Consider the following 20,038-nt stretch of genomic DNA (forward strand, 5'->3'; position numbering starts at 1 on the left):
ATCCAATACCTGTCCACCCCCGCTCAAGCCACCGTGTACGCCCACACCGGATGGGCTCGGGTCGGGGAGGGCTGGGCCTACCTCCACGCTGGGGGGGCTATCGGTGCTCAGGGCGTGGAGGTGGACCTGCCCCCCGAGCTCGCGGGCTTCGCCCTGCCCGAGCCGGGGCGGGTGCAGGACGCCTTGCCCCTGCTGGAGCTGGCCCCTCCCACCGTCACCTGGGCGCTCCTGCTCTACGCCCTGGGTGCGGTGCTGGATCACCCCATGGGGAGCGTGTACCTCACCGGCCCCACCGGAGCGGGCAAGACCACCCTGGCCCTGCTGGTGCAAACCCTGTGGGGCCACACCCGGCCCGGTGCGCCCCTCAACTGGGAAGCCACCGCCAACGCGCTGGAGGGGGTGGCCTTCGCCGCCAAGGACGCGCTGGTGCTGGTGGACGACTACGCCCCCACCGGCCACGAGGGGAAGCAGCGGGAGCTGCAGGCCAAGGCCGCCCGGCTGCTGCGCTCCCAGGGCAACCTCACTGGCAGGCCACGGATGCGGGCCGATGGCACCCTGCACCCCGACCGCCCCCCGCGCGGGGCGCTGCTGGTCACCGGCGAAGACCTGCCCCCCGGCCACAGTGTGCGGGCACGGTGCCTGGTGCTGGAACTCCAGCGGGGTGCGCTCGACTTCGGGCGGGTGAGTGCCCTCCAGCGCAACCCCGAGCCCCTGGCCGCCGCCCTCTCCGCCTGGATCACCTGGCTGGCCCCCCGGCTGGACGAGGCCCGCGCACGGCTGAAGCAACTTGTGGCCGAGCTGCGCCCCCGCTACCCCGCCGAACACGGGCGCACCACCGACGCCCTGGCCCGGCTGCACGGGGTGTGGGTGCTCCTGCGCGAGGCCCTGGAAGCCGAGGGGGTGCCCCCGGCCCGGCTCGAGGCTCTCGAGTCCGGCATGGCGCAGGCCCTCCGGCAGGTGGGGGTGGCGCAGGCCGAGCACCAGCGCAGCGCCGACCCCGCCGAGCGCTTCATCCCCCTGTTGCTGGGGCTGCTCACCGGCAAGCGGGGCCACCTGCTCGACCTGGAAGACCCCAAGGAGCCACCGCCCGACCCCGAGCGCTGGGGGTGGGCCTGGCAAGAGAACCTGAGCGGTTCGCCGGAGGCCCCCCAAGGGCGGTGGGTGGCGCAAGGGCCCCAGGTGGGGTGGCTGGATGCCCGCACCGGGGATGTGCTCTTGAACCCCGAGAGCGCCTACGCCTCCCTCAACCGACTGGCTGCCGAGCAGGGGGAGCCCCTGCCCTCCCCACGCACCCTGTGGAAGCGGCTGGGGGAGCGGGGCATCACCCGTACCCAGACCTCAGCGGGCGAGACCCGCCACACGGTGGTGGAGCGGATAGGGGGTCACCCCACGCGGGTGGTGCGGGTACTGGCCCCCTATATCTCAAAAACCGGTAACACCGGTAACACCGGTACGGACATCGTCCAGGACGACTCAAACCCCGTTACCGGTAATCCGCTTGTTACCGGTTCGCTACCGGTAACAAACCCCGCGCCCCAAACCCCCCCCGCCCTGTTACCGGAAGCTTCCGGTAACAAAACCGAAACCGGTAACACGAGAAATGCTGTACAGGACGCAAAAATAGCACCTGTTACCGGTGTTACCGGTTCTGGAGATATAAGACCCCTAGGGGTTGCGGATGAGGAAGGTGGCTACACCCTCGACCCCGCACCGCTCCCCACCAGCCTCAAGCGGCTCGCTGAGCAGGAGGCGTTGGCCTTGGCCTGGAACCGGCTCGAGAGCCTGCCCAACGAGGATGAGCGCTCGCGCTGGCGCAGGCGTTTGAACCGCGAGGGGGCGAAAGCCGCCCGTGAGCTGCTGGGGGTGATCCGTGGCCGGTAGCGCCCCCAAGCGCAAGGGCAACCGCGTCGAGCGGCTGGTGCTGGAGCAACTACGCGCCGCCGGGTTGGAGGCCCGCAGGGTACCTCTCAGCGGCTCAGTGCCCGATTATCCCGGTGACCTCGAGGCCACCCTGCCGGGGCTGGGGCGGGTGCTCATCGAGGTGAAGGGCCGCAAGGACTTCAAGACCCTGGAAAGTTGGCTCGAGGGGCGGGACGTGCTCATCCTCAAGCCCGACCGCAAGCCGCCCCTGGTGGTGGTGGAGTTGGGGCGCCTACTCGAGGCCCTGCACCGGGCCGGGGAGGGAGCGTGAGCCGATTGACCACCACCCGCGCCGCCGAACTGCTGCACCAGATCGAGCAGCCCGGTGAGGAGCCTATGCCGCGCTACTTCGACCGCCTGAGCGAGGCTCAAGGGCTGCTCGAGGTGCTGGCCCCTGGCCGGTGGCGCTTCCGGGGCGTTGTGGCCCAGCACTGGCCTCACGTCGCCGGCCACCGGCTGGTGGAGTGCGTGGTGTTGCCCGCGCTTGGCATCGCCTGGGTTGATCCCGAGCGCTGTGAATGGTGGTGGGAGCCGTGAGCCGGCACCCACCCCGTCCACCGCCCCCGGTTGGTGGCGGGGATCGCCAAACACCGACCTGAAGCCAAAAATCCGCAACGGAGGTTCAAAATGTCTCATCTACAAAGCAAACTTTCCACCCTCGAGGCCCAACTCAGCGCAGCCCGCGCTGAACTCGAGGCTGCCCAGAGCAAAGCCGCAGAGAGCACCGACCTGCACGAGAAACTCAACTACCTGACCCGCGCCCGTGCCGCGCAGGACTTGATTAGCTCCATCGAGCAGGAGATTAGCACCGTCCGGGGCGCTATTGCCGAGGCCGAACGCCAAGAGCACCGGCAGGAGTTGCTCGAGCGGGCCCGTGGTATCGCCCACGAGATTGGCGAGTGCCGGGAAGACCTCGAGGCCCTGCTTTACGGCGTGCAGCAGGCCATTGCCGCCCTACAGCGTCAAGGGCCGGCCATCATCAACAAGTGGCGCTCGGCCCGTGAGCGGTGGCTTGCCACCTTCGCCGCCCTCGAGCCCGGTGGGTGGCCTCACCACGGTGGCGATACCGAGAACTCCAAGCGCCTTGCCGCGCTCGAGGGCGTCCTGAGCGATCTTGGAGCCGATGGCCGTGCCCTGCTCCAGCTCCCGCCGGACATGCGGCCAACCAACCGGCTGGAGCGGCCCGTGTACGAGGGCCGAAACTGGCACCACGCGCCGCCCCAGACCCCCGAGGACTTCGGCATTTACGTCCTGGACACACTTCTGACCCGGCCCGGTGCCCAGCAGCCCGCAGCCGTGCCCGCTCCTGACCCCTCCAAATCGTTATGACCGCCCAACCTCGCAAATTCCCGCAGCTTTGCCTTCGGCTCGATCTGCTCAAGCTTTGCCTCGAGGCTGGCCTTGCCGATGAGCTTTTGGCCGCCATCCGCCGTGTTGGTGAGGGTGGTGAGGCGTTCCTGACCCTCCAAACCGAGACCGGGACGCTGCTTCTTCCCCTTGCCCTCGAGGTGACCGATCTATGACCAACCGCCTCAACAGACTCGAGGACCGCACCCGCGCCGCCCACAGTGCGGCTTGGGGTGCCTTCTGGTCTCGGTTCCGCAGCGCGCTGGACGGGCTGCCCGATGGAGCGTTCGAGCGCTTCGCCCCCGTCGAGGTTGACGGTCTGGACGACCTCGAGGGCGCGCTTGTGCCCTGGGATCAGTGGGCCAACGCCGTCCTGCCGGTGCTCGAGAAGGCCGAGCAGGGCGATTTATCCACGTGGCCGCACGATCTGCCACCCCCGCCCGGTGATCCCCAGCCGTTGATCAGCGAGCTAATCTCGAGGTGGCGCAGAAACCCCCGGCTACCTTTGGCCGCGCTGCTGACGCTGCTGGCCCTGGCCGTTGCCGCAGGGGGGGAGGGGGGGTAGCCCCTCCCCCAAGGGGGATTTATGCCGTCCAAAGCGCGTACTACCGGAGACTTAGAGCGGGCCAAAAAACGCCTGTGGAGGGCCGTTTTGCGGGCCTCAGAGATCGTCGAGGACGTAGACCCCAACCTCGCCCTTCGCGCCATCCACGCCCTAGGGCAAGTCACCCTCGCTTACGCCAAACTCCACGAGGCACACGACCTCGAGGCCCGGTTGCAGGCCCTCGAGCAAGCCCTTCAACAGGGGCCTTTGCCCCTTCGGAGAGTGAGACCGTGAGCCTAGAACGCCGTTTGCAGTTTGTCGAGAATCGCCTTGGCCTCTCACCGAAGGTGGTCGTGGTCGTCTACCGAGACGAGAGCACCGAGGGTGAGGACGCACCCACCACCCTCAGCGATGCAGAAGCCGCCCTGTACCACCAGCTTCTTGCTGAGGCCCTGGAGTCCAACCCCTACGCCCAGGGCTTTACCCTGTACCTCTCCGAGAATCCCCGGTGGGTGACCTGGGAGCCCTGACCCTCAATGTCCGACACCGGCCCCCTCCCTCGAGGGGGCTTAAAAGCCGTTTTACGCGGTCGCTCGAGGAATGCCGTCCCAGACGGGCTTCGTCGGTGAGGGGATTGGAGAGAGCATATTTCCCTTAATAGAGCTTAGAGGAAATTAGCTTGTGTACACATGCTATGATGAGCGTATGCGAAGAGTGCCGCCTAAGGAGTTGAGGCTAAGAGCCCTTGGGGGGTTGGTGGAGCTGGCACCGGGAGAGAGGACGGCAAGCGCCCGCTTCCGGGAGCGTGGCGAGGTGGTAGAGGCTTTTCTACGGCTCGATACCCACCGCAGGGGTGAGGTGGTGCGGGCCGGGCTCGAGGCTTTGGGGTTGCTGGGGGTGGAGGATGCCGAAGCGCGGTAAAGGTGCGGGTACAACGTACTTCCACAAGGGTTCAGGCCGCTGGTGCGCTGAGCTGAACCTGGGCTTTGACGGTAACGGTAAGCCGCTGCGGGTGCGGAGCTACCATCCCACTCGCAAGGCAGCTGAAGCGTGGTTAGCCGAGCAGGTGGCCCTCTACCACAAGGGGGTGTTGGCCGACCCCAGCAAAATGACCCTTCGGGAGTGGGCCGAACAGTGGCTCGAGCGCAAGCGCCGCGAGGTTCGGCCCAACACCTATGACGCCTATAAGCGAGAGCTTGGCTACGCCCTGCCGGTGCTGGGCAAGCTGCCCTTGCAGAAGATCACCCCCGCCCACGTTCGCGCCCTCGTGGATGACCTGTCCAAGCGGCTCACCCCCCGCACCGTGCGAATGGTGCGGCAAAAGCTGCACGCCCTGCTCGAGGAAGCCCTGAACCTCGAGCTTGTCCACCGCAACGCCGCTGCACCGGTCAAGGTCAAAGCCCCCAGGGGCAAGGCCACCGAGCGGGTGGGTAGAGCGCTCGAGCGTCACGAAGCCACTATGCTATTGGCTGCTTTGGATCAACACGGGGATGAGCGTACCTCGATGTGTCTCCGGTTGATGCTGAACATGGGGCTTCGGGTGGGTGAGGCCCTGGGATTGAAGTGGGAAGACCTCGACCTCGAGAAAGCCCTGCTTGTCATCCGCCGTACCCACAGCCACGGCAGGGAGAACGAGCCCAAGACCCCCTCGAGTTGCCGCGTCCTGCCAATCCCACACGCTACCCTCGTGCGCTTGAAAGCGTACCACCAGCGGTGGACCGAGCGGCTCAAAGAACCCCCGCCACCCGACATGTGGCTATTCCCAGGCAACGCCCCCGCCCGACCCTTGGACTACAACGCACCGGGCCGCGCTTTGCGCCGTATCATCCAGCGGTTGGAGAAGGAGCGGCTCGAGCGGGAGCAGAAGACCGGAGTCAAGGAAACTCCCTTCCCCCGACTGAGGGCGCACGATCTGCGGCATGCTTACGCGAGCCTGATGCTATCCGCTGGTACGCCGGTGGAGCTGGTGGCCGAGAGGTTGGGCCATTCCAACGCCACGATTACCCTGAGCATCTATAGGCACGTCTTGGAGCACGAGCGGCAAGGGTGGCTAGTTGACACAGAGGCTCTACTGACCCAACCACGGGCCAAGGCGTGAACCGATAAACCGTAGAATCACCGTAAAACGGCTAACCCGAGGGTAGAGCACCCTCGGGTTTTCGCGTCCTGGACTTGGCTGGGGCACGTGGACTCGAACCACGACCGACGGTTCCAAAGACCGTTGTCCTGCCATTAGACGATGCCCCAACATCGCCAAGGCAGTATTGTAGCCAGCCCGACAGCAGGTGTCAAACGGAGACGGGGCGCTTGGGGAGGGGGGGCCGGGCGTGCTCGAGGTGGCACAGGAAGTTGGCGGCCATGAGCTCCAGTTCCCGCCGCCAGCGCTGCTGGAGCTCGGGGGATAGGCCCAGGTGCTCGGCCCACAACCGGGCGATATGGGCGGCGCTGGGGGCCTGGCCGCGCTCGAGGCCCTGCCGGAGCGCGGGGAGGAGGTGGGCCTTGAGGAAGTGGCGGTCCCAGAGGGTGTCCTGCCAGGCGGGGTAATCCGCGCGGAAATGGGCGTAGGCGTTCTCGAGCGCGGCCTCCAGACGGGCGCGGAATGGGCTAGGGTGACTGAACATGGTTGGGCTCCTTTCCCCAGGGAATGCCCTGGATTACAACTTAAGGGTACGAGCATCAAAGGGCTTAGTGAATGGATAAGCGAAAGTAAAACCCTGCCATCTCTTAGCTTTGAGTGCTAAAATGGTGCTATGTCCTTCGACTCGAAAGTGATGGATGAGCTGAATTGGCGGATCCTCGAGCTCCTTCAGGAAGACGCCCGCACGCCCTACAGCGAGATCGGGCGGAGGGTGGGGCTGTCGGCCCCGGCGGTGGCCGAGCGGGTGCGGCGCATGGAGGACGCGGGGGTCATCACCGCCTACCGCGCCGTCGTGGACCCCGGCAAGCTGGGCTACGGCCTGGAGTTCTTCGCCCGCCTGCGGGTGTCGGGCGACAAGCACGCCGCCGTGCGCAAGCTGGTGGGCCAGCTCCCCGAGGTGCTGGAGTGCTGGCACGTCACGGGGGAGGACTGCTACTTCATCCGGCTGCGCCTGGAGTCGGTGGGCCACCTCGAGGAGCTGCTGCGCCGCTTGTCGATGTACGGCAACACCACCACCTCGCTGGTGCTCTCCAAGACCGTAGACCACCGCGTCGTCCGGGCGCCCGGCAGCGAGCCCAGCCCGGCCTGAGGGCTTCACCTCGGACCCCACGCCTGCCACGGCTCGCCCTTCAGGCCGTGCCCCAGGGCGATCAGGCGGTCGCCCAGGCGGTTGACCAGCGCTCGCCAGGCCGAGGACCGTGGCCGCGGCTCGCGAAGGTCGGCCTGCGCCAACAGCCGGTGCCGCTCGGCCTCGTCCAGCCGCTGCTTGTGCCTGGTTTGGGCCAGGTGCCACTGAGCATGAGCGTCGAACATAGATCCCCTCCGTTATTCCTAACCACCTAAAATGCTTTAGCCAGTTATTATGTTAGCAGCATATCGCTAACCTGTCAACTGTCATTGACTGGTTAGAACTTCGGGGGCATACTCGAGGCGTGCCCGAGAAGCACCAAGACCTCAGCTCGCTGTGCCTGGACTTCGCCAACGCCGTCGGCGAGGACCCGCGGCGCTTCCAGAACTACGGCGACCTGCTCGCCTGGGCCGCGGAGGCCGGGGTGTTGAACCCCCTCGACCGCCTGCACCTGCAGGCCGTGGCCGGGCGCCAGCCCGAGCAGGCGGCGCGGGTGTTCACGCGAGCCCTGGCCCTGCGGGAGGCCGTCTACACGGTCTTCTCGGCCGTGGCAGCGGGGCGGCCCGCCCCGTCGGAGGGGCTCGAGCAGCTCAACGGCGTCCTCGCCGAGGCCCTGCGCCACCAGCGGCTCGAGCCCGCGGAAGAGGGGTTCACCTGGAGCTGGGAGGGGCTAGGGGACGCGCTGGACAGCCCCCTGTGGCCGGTAGCCCGCTCCGCGGCCGAACTCCTGACCTCCGACCGCCTGCCCCGGGTGCGGGAGTGCGACAGCCCTACGTGCAACTGGCTCTTCCTCGACTACAGCAAGAACCACAGCCGCCGCTGGTGTTCGATGAGCAGTTGCGGCAACCGGGCTAAGGCGCGGCGGCATTACCGGCGGCAGAAGGGGGAGGGCGTCGATAGCCGGTAGCTGATGACCGGACGCTGGACGCCGGGCGTGGGTCGTACGTCGTACGCAAGACGCAAGACGCTAAAGGCACGTCCCACGTCGTACGTCGTACGCCTTGGCCCTCGGTCCTCGACAGACCACGAGCTACTGCCCAAGCCTGATTGCTCACAAGTCGTACCACGGCGGCGTTCCCCGGTACAGCTCGAGCTTCTCCCCCAGCACCTCCTCCTTGCCGGCTTGCTCGAGGGTGATGACCTGGGGCGGGCAGCTGCTCACGCAGGCGCCGCAGCCGGTGCAGGCGGCGACGTCGAGCTTGAGGACGTACTCGTCGCTGAGGCCCTCCACCACCTCCCGTTCGCGCGAGACCGCCTGGGTGGGGCAGACGTTGGTGCAGACCGGGCAGAGGGTGCAGCCTTCGGCGACCTGGATTTTGGGCCAGCGCACCTCCTCGGCCCGGCGGGCGGCGATGACCCGCAGGCGCAGTTCGGCGGGGAGTTCGGGGGATTCCTCCTCGAGCGGGATGGGCAACTGCGGCACCAGTTCGGCCGCGCTGCGCTTGGCCCCGCCGAGCATGGCCCCGAAGAATTCGCGGCGGCCTACGGGCGAGCCCGGCAGCTTGTCGAGGGTGAGGCGCAGCTCGAGGGCCGGGTAGAACCTGCGGGCCTCCTCGGCGGCCTGCTGGAGCTGGCGGGGCACGCTCTCGCCGCCGATCTTGCACCGGGCGCAGTCGCCGTGGGCCAGGGTCAGGGGGCCGCAGCGGCTGGCGGCCTCGGCCAGGAGCCCGGGGGTGAGCTGGCCTAAGCAGCGCACCTCCTCGCCCGACCCGTGGGCCTGCGAGCAGCGCACCTGCCCCTTGCCGCGGTGCAACGCCTCCTGCAGGGGCCCCAGCGGGAATTCCAGCGCGGCCCCGGGGCACACCTGGGTGCACAGGCCGCAGCTCGTGCACAGCGTCTCGTCGATCTGGACGGTGAAATTGGAAAGGTCGATGGCCCCGTGCGGGCACACCGCCTGGCACTTGTCGCAGCCGCCCACCGAGTTCTTCTCGAGCAAACACCTCGAGCGGTGGAACTCGGGGGTGGGGTCGGTGAGCTTGAGGAAGGCCCCCAAGAGGTTGTCGAGCAGACCCATGCCTCAAGCCTACCCCCTGCGGCGCCGGGGCTCGGGAGGCAGGTGACAAACCGTGAGTTAGAATGGGTCCATGCGAATACTCCAGACGGCATTGGCCTGCATGCTCTTCTCCGGCCTGGCCCTGGCGGACCCGGCCGTGACCAAGACCGCGCTCAACCTGCGCGAGGGCCCCTCGACCGCCTACCCGGTCAGGCGGGTGCTCGAGCCCGGGCGCACCGTGTACGTGTTGCAGGAGATCTACCAGGGGGAGGGCAAGGGCTGGGCCAAGGTGCTCTACGGCGAGGAGCTGGGCTACGTCAACACCGAGTACCTCGACGAGAACGACCCGCGCGGCATCAACCTCGACGAATACCAGGACGCCCTCAAGCTGCCGGGCCGGCCGGCGAGCTTCGGGATGTGGCTGGACGACCGCGCCCCGCACGAGGAGGTCTACGTGCGGCTGTTCCCGCTCGAGCCCGACTACTTCCTGCAAGACTCCCACGACAAGCTCGCCTTCACCGGGCCGCCCGCCCGGAGCACCCGGCCCCTCCGGGCACGTCCGGACGTGCCCGACCAGGTCTTCCTCGAGTTCCCGCCCCTCGAGCCCGGCCAGTACCTGCTGGCCCTCGCCGACCCCGCCGCGCCCAACGCCGTCCTGGGCGCCATGGCCTTCCAGGTCACCGACCTGGCCGTGGTGTTCAAGGCCGCCCCCACCTACGCCCAGTTCTGGGCCGTGGACCTCGCCACGGGCGAGCCCCGGCCCGGCACCCGCCTCGAGCTCTTCGTGGAGGAGGGGGAGGAGGGGGCGAAAACGCTGCGCCCGCTTGGGCAGGCCACCGCCGACGCCGACGGCCTGGCCCGCATCCCCGCGCCCCGGGCCAGCGAGCTGCGCTTCCGCGCCGAGGGCGACGGCTCCAAAGCCTTCAGCTTCTTCGCCCAGGAGAACGCCGCCGGCCCGGTCTTCCGCACCCTGGTCCTCACCGACCGGCCCCTCTACCAGCCCAAGGACACCGTGCGGGTGAGCGGGGCCGTCCGGCAGGTGGACGGGCCGCGCTACCGGCCCTACAGCGGCGAGGCGACGCTCCGGCTGGTGGACGAGGGCGGCAACCGGGTGCTCGAGCGCCCCCTCAAGCTCGACGGCGCGGGCCACTTCTCCGAGCAGATCCCCTTGCAGCTCTCCTGGTCGGGCAACTACGCCCTCGAGGTCCACATCCCCCACGGCGGCGAGCTGCGCCGTGAGCCGCTGAGCTACGCCGGGCACGCCTCCTTCACCGTCCAGCCCTACGTCAAGCCCGCCTTCCGCGTCGAGCTGCGCGGCCCGAAGGAGGCCGTGGCGGGGAAGGTGCCCTTCGTGCTTGAGGGCGAGTACTACAGCGGCGGGCGGCTAAAGGCCCAGGCCGACGTGTTCGCCGAGCGCGGCTACTGGGGACCGGATTGGGACTATTACACCGCCACCCGGGCCAAGGAGGCCTTCGACGAGCGGGACTACACCCAGGACGACCCGCCCGACCCCAACTGGATCTCCGGGGGGTACTACGCCTACGAAGACCCCCAGAGCCGCCTGGCCCAGGTCGCCGTCGAGCAGGGCCGCGCCCGATTCGAGCTGCCGCTCGCCAGCCGCGACGGCGAGGTAACGCCCTACACCGTCACCGTCCAAGCCAAGGACGAATTCGGCCGCATCGTCCCGGCCACCGCGGAGGTCGAGGTCCACCCCAGCGGGCTGGCCCTGGGGGTGGGCCCGGTGCCCGACCTGGCGCTCGAGCGGCCCCTCAGGCTCAAGGTGTTCGCCCGCCGGGTGGGCACAGCCGAGCGCCTGCCCAACCGCACGGTGCGGGCCAGGGTGATCCGCAGCACCTGGGAGTTCGTGCCCCGCGACGGTTGGCGCGAGAGGGTGCTCCAGGCCGAGCGCTTCAGCCTCACCACCGACGCCCGGGGCGAGGCCAGCCTCACGTACACCCCCAAAGGCCCCGGCTCGGTGCGGCTGGAGCTCGAGGCCCAGGACTCCCAGGGCCGCGTCGCCCGGACCCTGCGCTTCCTGGGCTACCTCCCCGTCCCCGGCCTGACCACCCCTCCCGCCAGCGACCGCCCCGACTTCGACCTCCTGGGCGAGGACCGGCTGTACAAGGTGGGCGAGACCGCGCGCTTCACCCTGCGCACCGACCTGCCCGAAGGCAGCACGGTGCTGCTGAGCCTGGAGGGCCGGGAGGTGTACCGCCAGCAGCTCTTGCGCGTCGAGGGCCAACAGACGGCGATCCCCATCTCCATCACCCCCGAGCTCGAGCCCGGCTTCACCCTGCGCCTGGAGGCCGTGCGGGACGGGCGGAGCTACCGGGCCGAGCGCGAGGTGTTCGTGCCGGTGCCCGGCAAGCGCCTGGAGGTCAAGGTGAGCGTCCCCGGCGGGCTGCGGCCCGGCCAGCGCGTCACCCTCAACGTCCAGACCACCCTGGGGGGCCAGCCGGTGGCGGCCTGGGTCGGCGTGGGGGCGGTCCACCGCGCCGTCTACGCCCTGCAGGAAGACCTCATCCCCGACCCCTGGCGCTTCTTCTGGGGCAAGCCCCACAACGCGGTGCGGACGGCCTTCAGCTTCCTGGACACCCGCCCCGACGGGCTGGGCGGCGGGGGCGGCGACGGAGCGGGCGTCTACCTCCGCCAGAACTTCCGCGACACCGCCTTCTTCACCGCCGTCCGCACCGACGCCCAGGGCCGCGCCAGCCTGCAACTCGAGCTGCCCGACGACCTCGCCGAGTACCGCCTGCTGGCCCGGGCCGTGACCCCCGACGCCGCGGCCGGGGAGTACGACGGGGCCTTCCGCGTGGAGCAACCCGTCTACCTGCGCCTGAGCACCCCCGCCTTCCTCACCCGCGGCGACCGCACCACCGCCTACGCCACCGTGCACAACCTCACCGCCGAAACCCAGGTGGTCAAGCTCACGCTGAGCGCGGGCGGGCGGGGTGAGGCCCGCAGCGTGAGCGTGCTGCCCCAAGGCACCCTCGAGGTCCCCTGGCCGCTGCAAGCCCCCGAGAACGCCGACCGGCTGAGCCTCGAGGCCCGCGCCGAGGGCAAGCACCCCGACGCCGTGCGCCTCGCGCTGCCGGTGCGCGAGCGCGGGGAGGAGCTCGAGCTCACCCGCCTGAGCCAGAGCGCCACCGGCCTCCTCACCGACCGCTTCACCCTGCCCGCCGAGGCCCGCCAGGCCGAGCTGCGCCTGTGGGTCGCCCCCAGCCCGCTCGCGGCGGCGCTGGGCAACCCCAATGACCTCCTGGGCCACGAGGACCCCGCCGAAGCGCTGCTGACGGCCTATTGGGTCTGGAAGGGCCTGAGCACGCTGGGCCTGCCCACCGACGCGGCGCGGCAGCAGGTGCAGTCCAACCTCAGCGCCCTGAGCGCCGCCCAGAACGAGGACGGCGGCTGGGGCTGGCGCCCGGGGGCCCGCAGCAACCCCTTCGACACCATCCGCGCGGTGCAGGCGCTGGCGGCGGCCCGCCTGGCCGGCTTCGACGACTACGTCATCCGTGACTTTGGCCGCACCCTCGAGTACCTCGAGGCCCAGCAGGTGATGTCCAACGACCTGCGCTGGGCGCTGTACCAACTGGGCGTGCTGAGCCGGGAGGAGCTGCTCGAGGCCCTGAGCCGCCGCCCCCTCACCCTGCCCCAGATGGCCCGCCTGGCGGCGGAGCTCGCCCCACGGCCCGACGCCTACGCCCGCCTCGCCGCGGAGCAAAAGCGCGACAGCGCGGGCCTCAGCATCGGGCAGAGCATGGAGGCCACCGCCTACGCCCTGCTGGCCGCGCTCGCCCTGAACTCCCCCGACGCCCCCGCCTACGCCGGCTGGCTGGCTAACGAGCTGCAGAGCTCGCGCTACCGCACCCCGCGCCAAGCCGCCCTCGCCGGCTACGCCCTGGCGGAATACCTCGAGGCGCGGCAGCTCACCGGGGGCGCGGGACCGGTCCAGATCACCCTCAACGGCCATAGCCTGGCCCAGCTCGGCAGCCTGCCCGCCCTCGGCGCCCCGCTGCGCTTCCCCGCCGTCGCCCTCGGACCGGACAACGCCCTCGAGCTGCGCGCCGCCGGCCCCGTGGCCCTGCTGCGCCGGGTCATCTACCAGACCCCGCGCTTCGTCCCGCCCCCGCCCGCCGACTTCACCCTCGAGCGCAGCTACTCCACGAACGAGGCCGAGCGCTTCGGCGTGGTCGAGGTCCGCCTGCGCCTGCGCCTCACCCTCCCCCGCGAGCGCCTGCGCCTGGAGGACCCCTACCCCGCCGGCTTCGAGCCGACCTCGAGCCTGCCCTACCCCAGCGCCCTCGGGCCGGGCAGGAGCTACTACGCCAGCACCAGCCTGCTCGACGACCGCGCCGTCTTCCTCTTCGAGAAGCTGCCCGCCGGGGAGTACGTGGTGGGCTACAAGCTGCGGGCGCTGTCGTCCGGCACGTACTTCGCCGCGCCGCCCAGGCTGTTACTGGTCAACGAGCCGGGGGTGTACGCGCTGGGCTCGAGCGGTCAGTTGACGGTGCGGTAGGACGCCAGGTGCGGGTCGTACGTCCTAACGTCGTACGTCGTACGCAAGACGCAAAACGCAAGACGCGGGTCGTACGTCGTACGTCGTACGTCGTACGCCGAACGCAAGATGCAAAACGCAAGACGCCCTTTGTTTACCCCCCTTAGCAAGGGGAGCCAGGGGGGATACCCCCTCCCCGCACGCGGGGAGGGCCGGGGTGGGGTAAACCACGAGCCACAAACTGACGGCTGACCGCTTCGAATCTACTGCGCCACCGGCTGCGGCATCAGGTCGCGGATGGCGGCAAGGAATTGGTCGAACTGGGCGAAGTCGAGCTGTTGTTCGTTGTCGGAGAGGGCGACCTTGGGGTTGGGGTGGACTTCGACGTGGACCCCGTCGAGCCCGGCGGCCAGGGCGGCGCGGGCTAGGGGAGCCAGCAGGTCGCGGCGGCCGGCGGCGTGGGTCACGTCCACGATCACGGGCAGGTGGGTCTCCTGCTTGGCGAGGACGGCGGCGGAGAGGTCGAGGGTGTTGCGGGTCCACTTCTCGTAGGTGCGGATGCCGCGCTCGCACAGGATCACCTGGCCGTTGCCCTGCGAGAGGATGTACTCGGCGGCGTAGAACCACTCCTCGATGGTCTGGGCGAAGCCGCGCTTGAGCAGCACCGGCTTGCTGGCCTTGCCCACCTCCTTGAGCAGCGCGAAGTTGTGGGCGTTGCGGGTGCCCACCTGCAGGATGTCGGCGTAGCGGGCCACGAGCTCGACGTCGCGGGTGTCCATCACCTCGGTCACGAAGACCATGCCGCCCGCGTCGGCGGCTTTGCGGCCGAGCTCGAGCCCCGGCTCCCCCAGTCCCTGGAAGCCGTAGGGCGAGGTGCGGGGCTTGAAGGCCCCCCCGCGCAGCACCTTCACCCCGCGCTCGGCCAGGAAGCGGGCCGTGGACATCACCTGCTCCTCCGTCTCGATGGAGCAGGGCCCGGCGATGATCTGCTTGCCCTGCCCGAACACCACCTCGCCCACCCGCACGGTGGTGTCGTCGGGCTTGACCTTGCGCGAGTAGAGGAACTTCTGCTTGTCCTGGCGCTCCTCGAGGTCGAGGGAGGCCTTGAAGATCTCCTTGAACAGCCGGCGGATGGTGTCGGAGGGGAAGGGGCCGGGGTTCTCGGCGCTGAGGTAGGCCAGCATCTCCTCCTCGCGCTTGGGGTCGTAGTGGTCGATGCCCAGCTCCGTCTGCACGCGCCCGATCTCGCTGACGATGCGGCCGCGTTCGGAGAGCAGGGCCAGCAATTGCCGGTTGATGCGGTCCACTTCCTTGCGGAGGTTCTGAATGCGCTGGTCCATAGCCCAGATGGTATACCAAGGCGGGGGTGGGGGTCGAGAGCCGGGCGTGGGGCGTGCGTCCTGCGGCGTACGCCGGTCCTACGTCGTACGTCCTACGCCGTACGCAAGACGCAAAACGCCAAACGCAAAACGCAAGACGCTAAACGCGGAACGCTTTGGCTCTAAACCCTAGGCCCTGGACCCTCGACAGGCCACGGGCCGTGATTTTCCCATCCCTCTACGCCGGGTCTCCCATTCGCTTGTACCCGAACGCCAGGGCGGCCAGGGCGGGCAGGAGGGTTAGGGCGGCGAGCAGGAGGAGCCAGAGGGGGCCTTCGGGGCCGGCGAGGTAGGTCTCCCGGCTGCCGAAGGAGAGGTAGACCGGGCGGGCGGCCAGGACCACCAGGGCGGCCGAGTGGAGCAAGGAGAGGCCCATGTAGAGCAGGCCGCCCAGGCCCAGCGGCACCTCGGCGGGGTTGGCAGCGTCGAAGCGGGGGAAGGCCGAGCCCAGGCCCACGCCCAGCCCGGCCGCGGCCACGGCGGAGGCGAGGGCGATGGCGACGGAGATCTGGGTGAGGTTGGTTCCCAGCCCGATCACCTGGGGGGAGAGCAGGCCGAGCATCAAGGCCAGGGGGAGCAGGAAGACCAGGGCCAGGCCGAAGCGGGTCAGCAGCAGCGTCAGGCGGCTCACCGGGGCGGTCTGGACCAGCCAGAAGCCGGGGCCCTCGAGCGAGTAGAGCGGGTAGGCCAGCCGCACCCCCACCCCCGCGATCACGAAGCCCTGGAAGGCCAGGTGCAAGAAGCCCACCACCACGCGGAAGCGCTCGCCCTCGAGCGGGATGAACTGCAAGCTGGTGGTGTACAGCAGCACCAGCACCCCCACCAGCACGAGCTGGGCGGCCTGGTTGGCGTCGCGGAAGAACAGGCGCAGGTCGCGCACCCACAGCGCCCAGGCCCGGCTGCCGAGGCTCACGCGGTCCCAGAAGCCGGGCCGGGTGAAGCCGCGTTCCTGCACGGTGCCCTCGAGGGAGCGCACCCAGCCGATCTGGTAGGCGTAGCCCGCCACCAGCCCGGCCAGCGCCAGCAGCAGCAGGGAGAGCCCGACCAGAACGAAGAAGTCGGCGTTGAAGTGGCCCTTCATCAGGCCGTCGAGGGCGTCGGAGGCGAGGCTGGAGGGAAGGAAGGGTGCGGCGGGGTCGCGGAAGCTCTGCAGGAAGCGGTCGAGGGCGTCGGGGTCGGCGAAGTTGGTCTGCAGCAGGGCCTCGGGGCGCACGGCCCGCAGCAGGAAGATCAGGCCGCCGCCCAGCACCGCCCCCACCGCCGCGGCCCATTCCTTCGCCCGCCCCGCCGGGGCGAAGCGCACTAAGGGCAGCGCCAGCCCCACCCCGATGGCGACCGGGAAGGCGTAGAGCGCCAACACCACCAGCAGGGTGGCCGGGTAGAAGAACCAGGGCGCGTCGTAGAAGGCCCCCACCGCGAAGACGACGGGCAGGGTGAAGAGCGCGGGGACGAGCGCGGTGGTGGCGAAGGTCTCGGCCACCTTGAACAAGAACACCTTGGCGGCACGTTGCGGGAGGGCGAGCAGGATGGGCAGGTCCTCCGAGCTGTAGAGCACGGCGATGGCGTTGGGCAGCGCCGAGAGCACCACGCTCGAGGACAGCACCAGCAGCAGCACGCCCACGATGCGCTCGACGAGCACGTTGCGGGTGAACACCGCGCTCAGCCGCTCGAGCAGCGAGCTGCGGCCCACGATCTCGTAGGTGATGAACTCCAAGAACCAGGTGGTGCCGCTCCAGGCCAGGTAGGCCAGGCCCAGGGCCAGCAGCAGCCCCAGCGCCGTGGTGGCCGGGGACTGGCGGAAGGTGTTGTAGAGGATGCGGGCGCGGAGGGTGAGCATGGGCGCGTCACTGGAGGATGGGCTCGAGGGCGGCGTCCTCGGTGAGCCGGATGAAGAACTCCTCGAGGTCTTGGGTGCCGTGCTGGTGGAGCAATTCGCGCGGCGTTCCCAGCGCGAGCAGTTGGCCCCGGTGGATCAGCGCGACCCGGCTGCTCACCGCCTCGGCCAGCGGCATCTGGTGGGTGGCGTACAGCACCGCCCGCCCCTCGGCCGAGTAGTTCCTGAGCAGATCCCGCACCTGCCGCGCCGCGTGGGGGTCGAGGCCCACCATCGGCTCGTCGAGGATGAGCACGGGGGGGCGGTGCAGCAGCGAGAGGGCCAGCGAGAGCTTCTGGCGCATCCCGTGCGAGTAGGTCTCGATGAGCGAGGAGGCGAAGCGCTCGAGGCGGAACTCGTGGAGCAACTCCTCGATGCGCCGCTCGGCCTCGGCCCTGGGGATGCGGTAGACCCCAGCGGCAAAACGCAGGAGCTCAGCCCCCGAGAGCTTGCCGTAGAGGTAGGGCCGGTCGGGCACGTAGCCGAACTGGGCCTTGGCCCTCACCGGCTCCTTCCACACGTCCACCCCGTTGACCAAAGCCCGCCCTGAGGTCGGCTTGAGCAGCCCCACCAGCGCCTTGATGGTCGTGCTCTTGCCCGCACCGTTGGGGCCTAAGAGGGCCACCGTCTCTCCCGGGGCGATCTCGAGGTTTAGCCCTTGCAGGGCCACGAAGCGGCCGTAGCGCTTGCCGAGGTTCTCCAGTCGGATCATCACTGGCTTAAAGCCTAAGGCCCTAAGCTGAAGATGAGTGGTGTAAATCTCGCTTTTCGAGCCTGTTTAAGAAGACTTAACCTTGCAAAGGCTCATAGCTAGTGGCGTGTGGTGACCCCACCCCGTCCCTCCCCGCGTGCGGGGAGGGGGTATCCCCCCTGGCCCCCCTTGTTAAGGGGGGAACGAGGCGTTTTGCGTCTTGCGTTTGGCGTCTTACGTACGGCGTAGGACGTACGACGTACGACCCGCGCCTTACTTCAGCTCCTCCAGCGCCCGCTGCAGGATGGCGTCCTTCTCGAGCTCGATCAGGGCCTGCCCGCGGTCTTCGGACTGGGGACGGGGCGGCAGGGTCTGGCTGAAGGTGAACTTGCCTTTTTCGTCGGCCTTGGCGGTGTAGGTCTTGCCGCCGACGTTCAGGGTCACGGTCTCGCCGGGCTTGACCCCGGTGCCCTCGAAGGCCAGGGGCACCTCGAAGCGGGTGTCCTTGACCTCGATGTCGGGCTTGACCCCGGTCTTGTTAAGCGCCCGCTTCTTGGGGGTGAGCCACTCGAAGGTCACCAGCGTGAGCTCGCCCCCGTTGGGCAGGTCGATGACGTTCTGGCCCACGCCCTTGCCGAAGGTGCTCTCGCCGATCACCTTGGCCCGGCCGGTGTCCTGGATGGCCCCCGCCACGATCTCCGAGGCCGAGGCCGAGTTGCCGTTGACCAATACCACCATCGGCCCGCTCCACTGCACGCGGCCGCTGGCCTCGCAGAAAAGCTTGGTCTGGGTGCGGTAGCGGGTGAAGACGATGGGCCCTTCCTTGATGAAGGCCTCGGCCACCTGGCAGCCCTGGTCGAGCAGGCCCCCGCCGTTGTCGCGCAGGTCGAAGACCAGCTTCTTCACGCCCTTGTCGCGCATCTCCTTGAGCGCGGCGTTGAGCTGCTCGAAGACCTTGACGTTGGCGAAGGTCTCGAGCGCCACGTAGCCGACGTTGCCCGGCAGGATGGCCTTGGTCACGGAGATGATCTCGACCTTCTGCCGCACCATCTCGAACTTGATGACCGCGTTGCTGCCGTCGCGCCGCACGCCGATGGTCACCTTGGTGTCCTTCGGCCCGCGGATCTTCGAGACGATCTCGTCAACCTCGAGCTTCGTCACGTCCTGGCCGTTGACCTCGGTGATGACGTCGCCCACCTTCAGCCCGGCGTTGTACCCGGGCAGGCCCCGGGTCACCCCGATGATCTGCGCCCCGCCCCCCTTAGCCGGCTGCAGCGACAGGCTCACGCCGATGCCGTAGAACTCCCCCTGCAGGTCCTGGCTGCGGATGGAGCTGCTGGTAGGGGCCGTGTAGCTGGTGAACTGGTCGTCCAGGGCGCCGATCATGCCCCGGATGCCGCCCTGGATCACCGCGTCCAGCTTCTTCTGGTCGAGCTTTTGCAGGTACTCGTCCTGGATGAGCTGGTAAGTCTGCATCAGCGCCTGACCGTTACGGTTACGCAGGAATGCGTCGGAATTCGGCCGCCCGATCTGGGCGTAAACCAGGGCCGCGACCACCGCGCCCCCAACGAGAAGCCAGGAGAAACGCCTCATGCCCTTCATGCTAACGGCAGACGGTGAGAAAAATGGTTATCGGCGGTACAGGGGGGATTAGAGGAGGCCGAAGGGTAAATGGCCGATAGCTCATAGCCGATAGCCGGGCGCGGGTCGTGCGTCGTGCGCCTGAGGCGGGTCGTACGTCGTACGTCCTACACCGTACGCGAGACGCCAGACGCAAAACGCCCTTTCTTTACCCCCCTTAACAAGGGGGGCCAGGGGGGATACCCCCTCCCCGCACGCGGGGAGGGTTGGGGTCAACCACAGGCCACACGCTGACGGCTGATAGCTGACTGCCGACGGCTCACCAGTTACCGCTTATGGCCGCCCTTGCCTGCCACATCCCCTTCACACCCGGCTTTTATACTGTCAGCCATGATCGGTTTCCACCGGGTGACCCTCGAGTACGCCCGAACCCAGACCAAGGCGCTTTACGACATCAACCTCGAGATCAAAAAGGGCGAGTTCTGTTTCCTGGTCGGGCATTCGGGGGCGGGGAAGTCCAGCCTGCTTTCGCTGCTGCTGAAGCGGCTCGAGCCCACCAGCGGGGCCATCTACTTCGGGGGGGAGAACCTCAAGGCCCTGCGGGGGGACCGCATCGCGCTGCACCGCCGCAAGATCGGGGTGGTGTTCCAGGACCACCGTCTCTTGAAGGACCAGACCGTCGAGGACAACCTGCTCTTCGCCCTGCGGGTGCTGGGCGTGCCCAAGTCGGAGTGGGAGACCCGCGTGACCCGCGTGCTGCGGCTGGTGGGCCTGGTGCACAAGAAGCGCTCCTTCCCCGAGGAGCTCTCGGTAGGGGAGTCCCAGCGCGTGGCCATCGCGCGCGCCATCATCGGCGACCCGCCGGTGGTCCTGGCCGACGAGCCGACGGGCAACCTGGACCTCACCAACGCCATCATGGTGCTGGAAATTCTCAAGTCCATCCACGCGC

20 protein-coding genes and 1 tRNA gene are annotated in these 20,038 nt (G+C 68.8%); 13 read left to right on the forward strand and 8 right to left on the reverse strand.

Going from position 1 to position 20,038, the window contains the following annotated elements; all coding sequences use genetic code 11:
* From Mterra_RS08650 to Mterra_RS08695, 9 genes are all read left to right on the forward strand, one after another.
* The coding region (locus tag Mterra_RS08650) for a DUF927 domain-containing protein (RefSeq protein ID WP_119314835.1) at positions 1-1,881 on the forward strand (1,881 nt) is incomplete at its 5' end.
* Positions 1,871-2,191 carry a PDDEXK family nuclease gene (locus Mterra_RS08655; protein WP_119314836.1) on the forward strand — a complete coding sequence of 107 codons (321 nt, stop codon included), beginning with the start codon at positions 1,871-1,873 and terminating at the stop codon, positions 2,189-2,191. The genes Mterra_RS08650 and Mterra_RS08655, both read left to right, overlap by 11 nt.
* Positions 2,188-2,457 carry a hypothetical protein gene (locus Mterra_RS08660; RefSeq protein WP_147372614.1) on the forward strand — a complete coding sequence of 90 codons (270 nt, stop codon included), beginning with the start codon at positions 2,188-2,190 and terminating at the stop codon, positions 2,455-2,457. Before Mterra_RS08655 ends, Mterra_RS08660 begins: the two co-directional genes overlap by 4 nt.
* 90 nt (positions 2,458-2,547) lie before the next feature.
* Positions 2,548-3,249 (forward strand): hypothetical protein, encoded by a 702-nt coding sequence (locus tag Mterra_RS08665; protein ID WP_119314838.1) that lies wholly within the window; start codon positions 2,548-2,550, stop codon positions 3,247-3,249.
* Positions 3,246-3,443, forward strand: coding sequence for a hypothetical protein (locus Mterra_RS08670; RefSeq protein ID WP_119314839.1), 198 nt, complete (start codon positions 3,246-3,248; stop codon positions 3,441-3,443). Before Mterra_RS08665 ends, Mterra_RS08670 begins: the two co-directional genes overlap by 4 nt.
* Complete coding sequence (locus Mterra_RS08675; RefSeq protein ID WP_119314840.1) at positions 3,440-3,832, forward strand: hypothetical protein; 393 nt, start codon at positions 3,440-3,442, stop codon at positions 3,830-3,832. The genes Mterra_RS08670 and Mterra_RS08675 overlap by 4 nt, the downstream gene beginning before the upstream one ends.
* 332 nt (positions 3,833-4,164) lie before the next feature.
* Entirely contained in the window at positions 4,165-4,341 is a 177-nt protein-coding gene (locus Mterra_RS22270; protein ID WP_170159606.1) for a hypothetical protein, read from the forward strand.
* A 175-nt stretch (positions 4,342-4,516) separates the two neighbouring features.
* Positions 4,517-4,732 (forward strand): hypothetical protein, encoded by a 216-nt coding sequence (locus Mterra_RS08690; RefSeq protein ID WP_119314843.1) that lies wholly within the window; start codon positions 4,517-4,519, stop codon positions 4,730-4,732.
* On the forward strand, positions 4,716-5,909 hold the full coding sequence (locus tag Mterra_RS08695; protein ID WP_119314844.1) for a tyrosine-type recombinase/integrase: 1,194 nt from the start codon (positions 4,716-4,718) through the stop codon (positions 5,907-5,909). Before Mterra_RS08690 ends, Mterra_RS08695 begins: the two co-directional genes overlap by 17 nt.
* Positions 5,910-5,984: 75 nt before the next feature.
* On the opposite strand, the gene Mterra_RS08700 is transcribed toward Mterra_RS08695, so the two are convergent.
* Positions 5,985-6,058: transfer RNA gene (locus Mterra_RS08700), tRNA-Gln, on the reverse strand.
* A 41-nt stretch (positions 6,059-6,099) separates the two neighbouring features.
* The gene (locus Mterra_RS08705) at positions 6,100-6,432 is read right to left on the reverse strand and encodes a hypothetical protein (protein WP_119314845.1); all 333 of its coding nucleotides are present in this window, start codon (positions 6,430-6,432) and stop codon (positions 6,100-6,102) included.
* A 129-nt stretch (positions 6,433-6,561) separates the two neighbouring features.
* Between Mterra_RS08705 and Mterra_RS08710 the strand changes: the two genes are divergently transcribed.
* Positions 6,562-7,038: an Lrp/AsnC family transcriptional regulator gene (locus Mterra_RS08710; protein ID WP_119314846.1), complete on the forward strand. Its 477-nt coding sequence runs from the start codon at positions 6,562-6,564 to the stop codon at positions 7,036-7,038.
* 5 nt (positions 7,039-7,043) lie between these two features.
* Here Mterra_RS08710 and Mterra_RS08715 read toward each other — a convergent pair whose 3' ends face one another.
* Positions 7,044-7,262 (reverse strand): hypothetical protein, encoded by a 219-nt coding sequence (locus Mterra_RS08715; RefSeq protein ID WP_119314847.1) that lies wholly within the window; start codon positions 7,260-7,262, stop codon positions 7,044-7,046.
* Positions 7,263-7,381: 119 nt separating this feature from the next.
* Here Mterra_RS08715 and Mterra_RS08720 point away from each other — a divergent pair, with 119 nt between their 5' ends.
* On the forward strand, positions 7,382-7,984 hold the full coding sequence (locus Mterra_RS08720) for a CGNR zinc finger domain-containing protein (RefSeq protein WP_119314848.1): 603 nt from the start codon (positions 7,382-7,384) through the stop codon (positions 7,982-7,984).
* Positions 7,985-8,128: 144 nt separating this feature from the next.
* On the opposite strand, the gene Mterra_RS08725 is transcribed toward Mterra_RS08720, so the two are convergent.
* On the reverse strand, positions 8,129-9,091 hold the full coding sequence (locus tag Mterra_RS08725) for a 4Fe-4S dicluster domain-containing protein (protein WP_119314849.1): 963 nt from the start codon (positions 9,089-9,091) through the stop codon (positions 8,129-8,131).
* 70 nt (positions 9,092-9,161) lie between these two features.
* On the opposite strand from Mterra_RS08725, the gene Mterra_RS08730 reads away from it, so the two are divergent.
* Positions 9,162-13,586, forward strand: a complete 4,425-nt coding sequence (locus Mterra_RS08730) for an alpha-2-macroglobulin family protein (RefSeq protein WP_119314850.1) — start codon at positions 9,162-9,164, stop codon at positions 13,584-13,586.
* A 242-nt stretch (positions 13,587-13,828) separates the two neighbouring features.
* Here Mterra_RS08730 and Mterra_RS08735 read toward each other — a convergent pair whose 3' ends face one another.
* From Mterra_RS08735 to Mterra_RS08750, 4 genes are all read right to left on the reverse strand, one after another.
* Positions 13,829-14,905, reverse strand: a complete 1,077-nt coding sequence (locus Mterra_RS08735; RefSeq protein ID WP_119314851.1) for a bifunctional 3-deoxy-7-phosphoheptulonate synthase/chorismate mutase — start codon at positions 14,903-14,905, stop codon at positions 13,829-13,831.
* A 217-nt stretch (positions 14,906-15,122) separates the two neighbouring features.
* Positions 15,123-16,781, reverse strand: coding sequence for a putative ABC transporter permease subunit (locus Mterra_RS08740; RefSeq protein WP_119314852.1), 1,659 nt, complete (start codon positions 16,779-16,781; stop codon positions 15,123-15,125).
* A 7-nt stretch (positions 16,782-16,788) separates the two neighbouring features.
* Entirely contained in the window at positions 16,789-17,529 is a 741-nt protein-coding gene (locus Mterra_RS08745; protein WP_119314853.1) for an ABC transporter ATP-binding protein, read from the reverse strand.
* Between the two features lie 252 nt (positions 17,530-17,781).
* The gene (locus tag Mterra_RS08750) at positions 17,782-19,101 is read right to left on the reverse strand and encodes a S41 family peptidase (protein ID WP_119314854.1); all 1,320 of its coding nucleotides are present in this window, start codon (positions 19,099-19,101) and stop codon (positions 17,782-17,784) included.
* Between the two features lie 378 nt (positions 19,102-19,479).
* Here Mterra_RS08750 and Mterra_RS08755 point away from each other — a divergent pair.
* On the forward strand, positions 19,480-20,038 hold a 559-nt coding region (locus tag Mterra_RS08755), incomplete at its 3' end, for a cell division ATP-binding protein FtsE (RefSeq protein WP_119314855.1).

The organism is Calidithermus terrae, from assembly GCF_003574345.1.
GTDB classification, from domain to species: domain Bacteria; phylum Deinococcota; class Deinococci; order Deinococcales; family Thermaceae; genus Calidithermus; species Calidithermus chliarophilus.

What these genes read in the sequence shown, in the direction of transcription:
- Mterra_RS08665 (WP_119314838.1), top strand. Translation starts at nt 2,548, where the DNA reads ATGTCTCATCTACAAAGCAAACTTTCCACCCTCGAGGCCCAACTCAGC.
- Mterra_RS08670 (WP_119314839.1), top strand. Translation starts at nt 3,246, where the DNA reads ATGACCGCCCAACCTCGCAAATTCCCGCAGCTTTGCCTTCGGCTCGAT.
- Mterra_RS08675 (WP_119314840.1), top strand. Translation starts at nt 3,440, where the DNA reads ATGACCAACCGCCTCAACAGACTCGAGGACCGCACCCGCGCCGCCCAC.
- Mterra_RS08690 (WP_119314843.1), top strand. Translation starts at nt 4,517, where the DNA reads ATGCGAAGAGTGCCGCCTAAGGAGTTGAGGCTAAGAGCCCTTGGGGGG.
- Mterra_RS08695 (WP_119314844.1), top strand. Translation starts at nt 4,716, where the DNA reads ATGCCGAAGCGCGGTAAAGGTGCGGGTACAACGTACTTCCACAAGGGT.
- Mterra_RS08705 (WP_119314845.1), bottom strand. Translation starts at nt 6,432, where the DNA reads ATGTTCAGTCACCCTAGCCCATTCCGCGCCCGTCTGGAGGCCGCGCTC.
- Mterra_RS08710 (WP_119314846.1), top strand. Translation starts at nt 6,562, where the DNA reads ATGTCCTTCGACTCGAAAGTGATGGATGAGCTGAATTGGCGGATCCTC.
- Mterra_RS08715 (WP_119314847.1), bottom strand. Translation starts at nt 7,262, where the DNA reads ATGTTCGACGCTCATGCTCAGTGGCACCTGGCCCAAACCAGGCACAAG.
- Mterra_RS08725 (WP_119314849.1), bottom strand. Translation starts at nt 9,091, where the DNA reads ATGGGTCTGCTCGACAACCTCTTGGGGGCCTTCCTCAAGCTCACCGAC.
- Mterra_RS08730 (WP_119314850.1), top strand. Translation starts at nt 9,162, where the DNA reads ATGCGAATACTCCAGACGGCATTGGCCTGCATGCTCTTCTCCGGCCTG.
- Mterra_RS08735 (WP_119314851.1), bottom strand. Translation starts at nt 14,905, where the DNA reads ATGGACCAGCGCATTCAGAACCTCCGCAAGGAAGTGGACCGCATCAAC.
- Mterra_RS08740 (WP_119314852.1), bottom strand. Translation starts at nt 16,781, where the DNA reads ATGCTCACCCTCCGCGCCCGCATCCTCTACAACACCTTCCGCCAGTCC.
- Mterra_RS08745 (WP_119314853.1), bottom strand. Translation starts at nt 17,529, where the DNA reads ATGATCCGACTGGAGAACCTCGGCAAGCGCTACGGCCGCTTCGTGGCC.
- Mterra_RS08750 (WP_119314854.1), bottom strand. Translation starts at nt 19,101, where the DNA reads ATGAGGCGTTTCTCCTGGCTTCTCGTTGGGGGCGCGGTGGTCGCGGCC.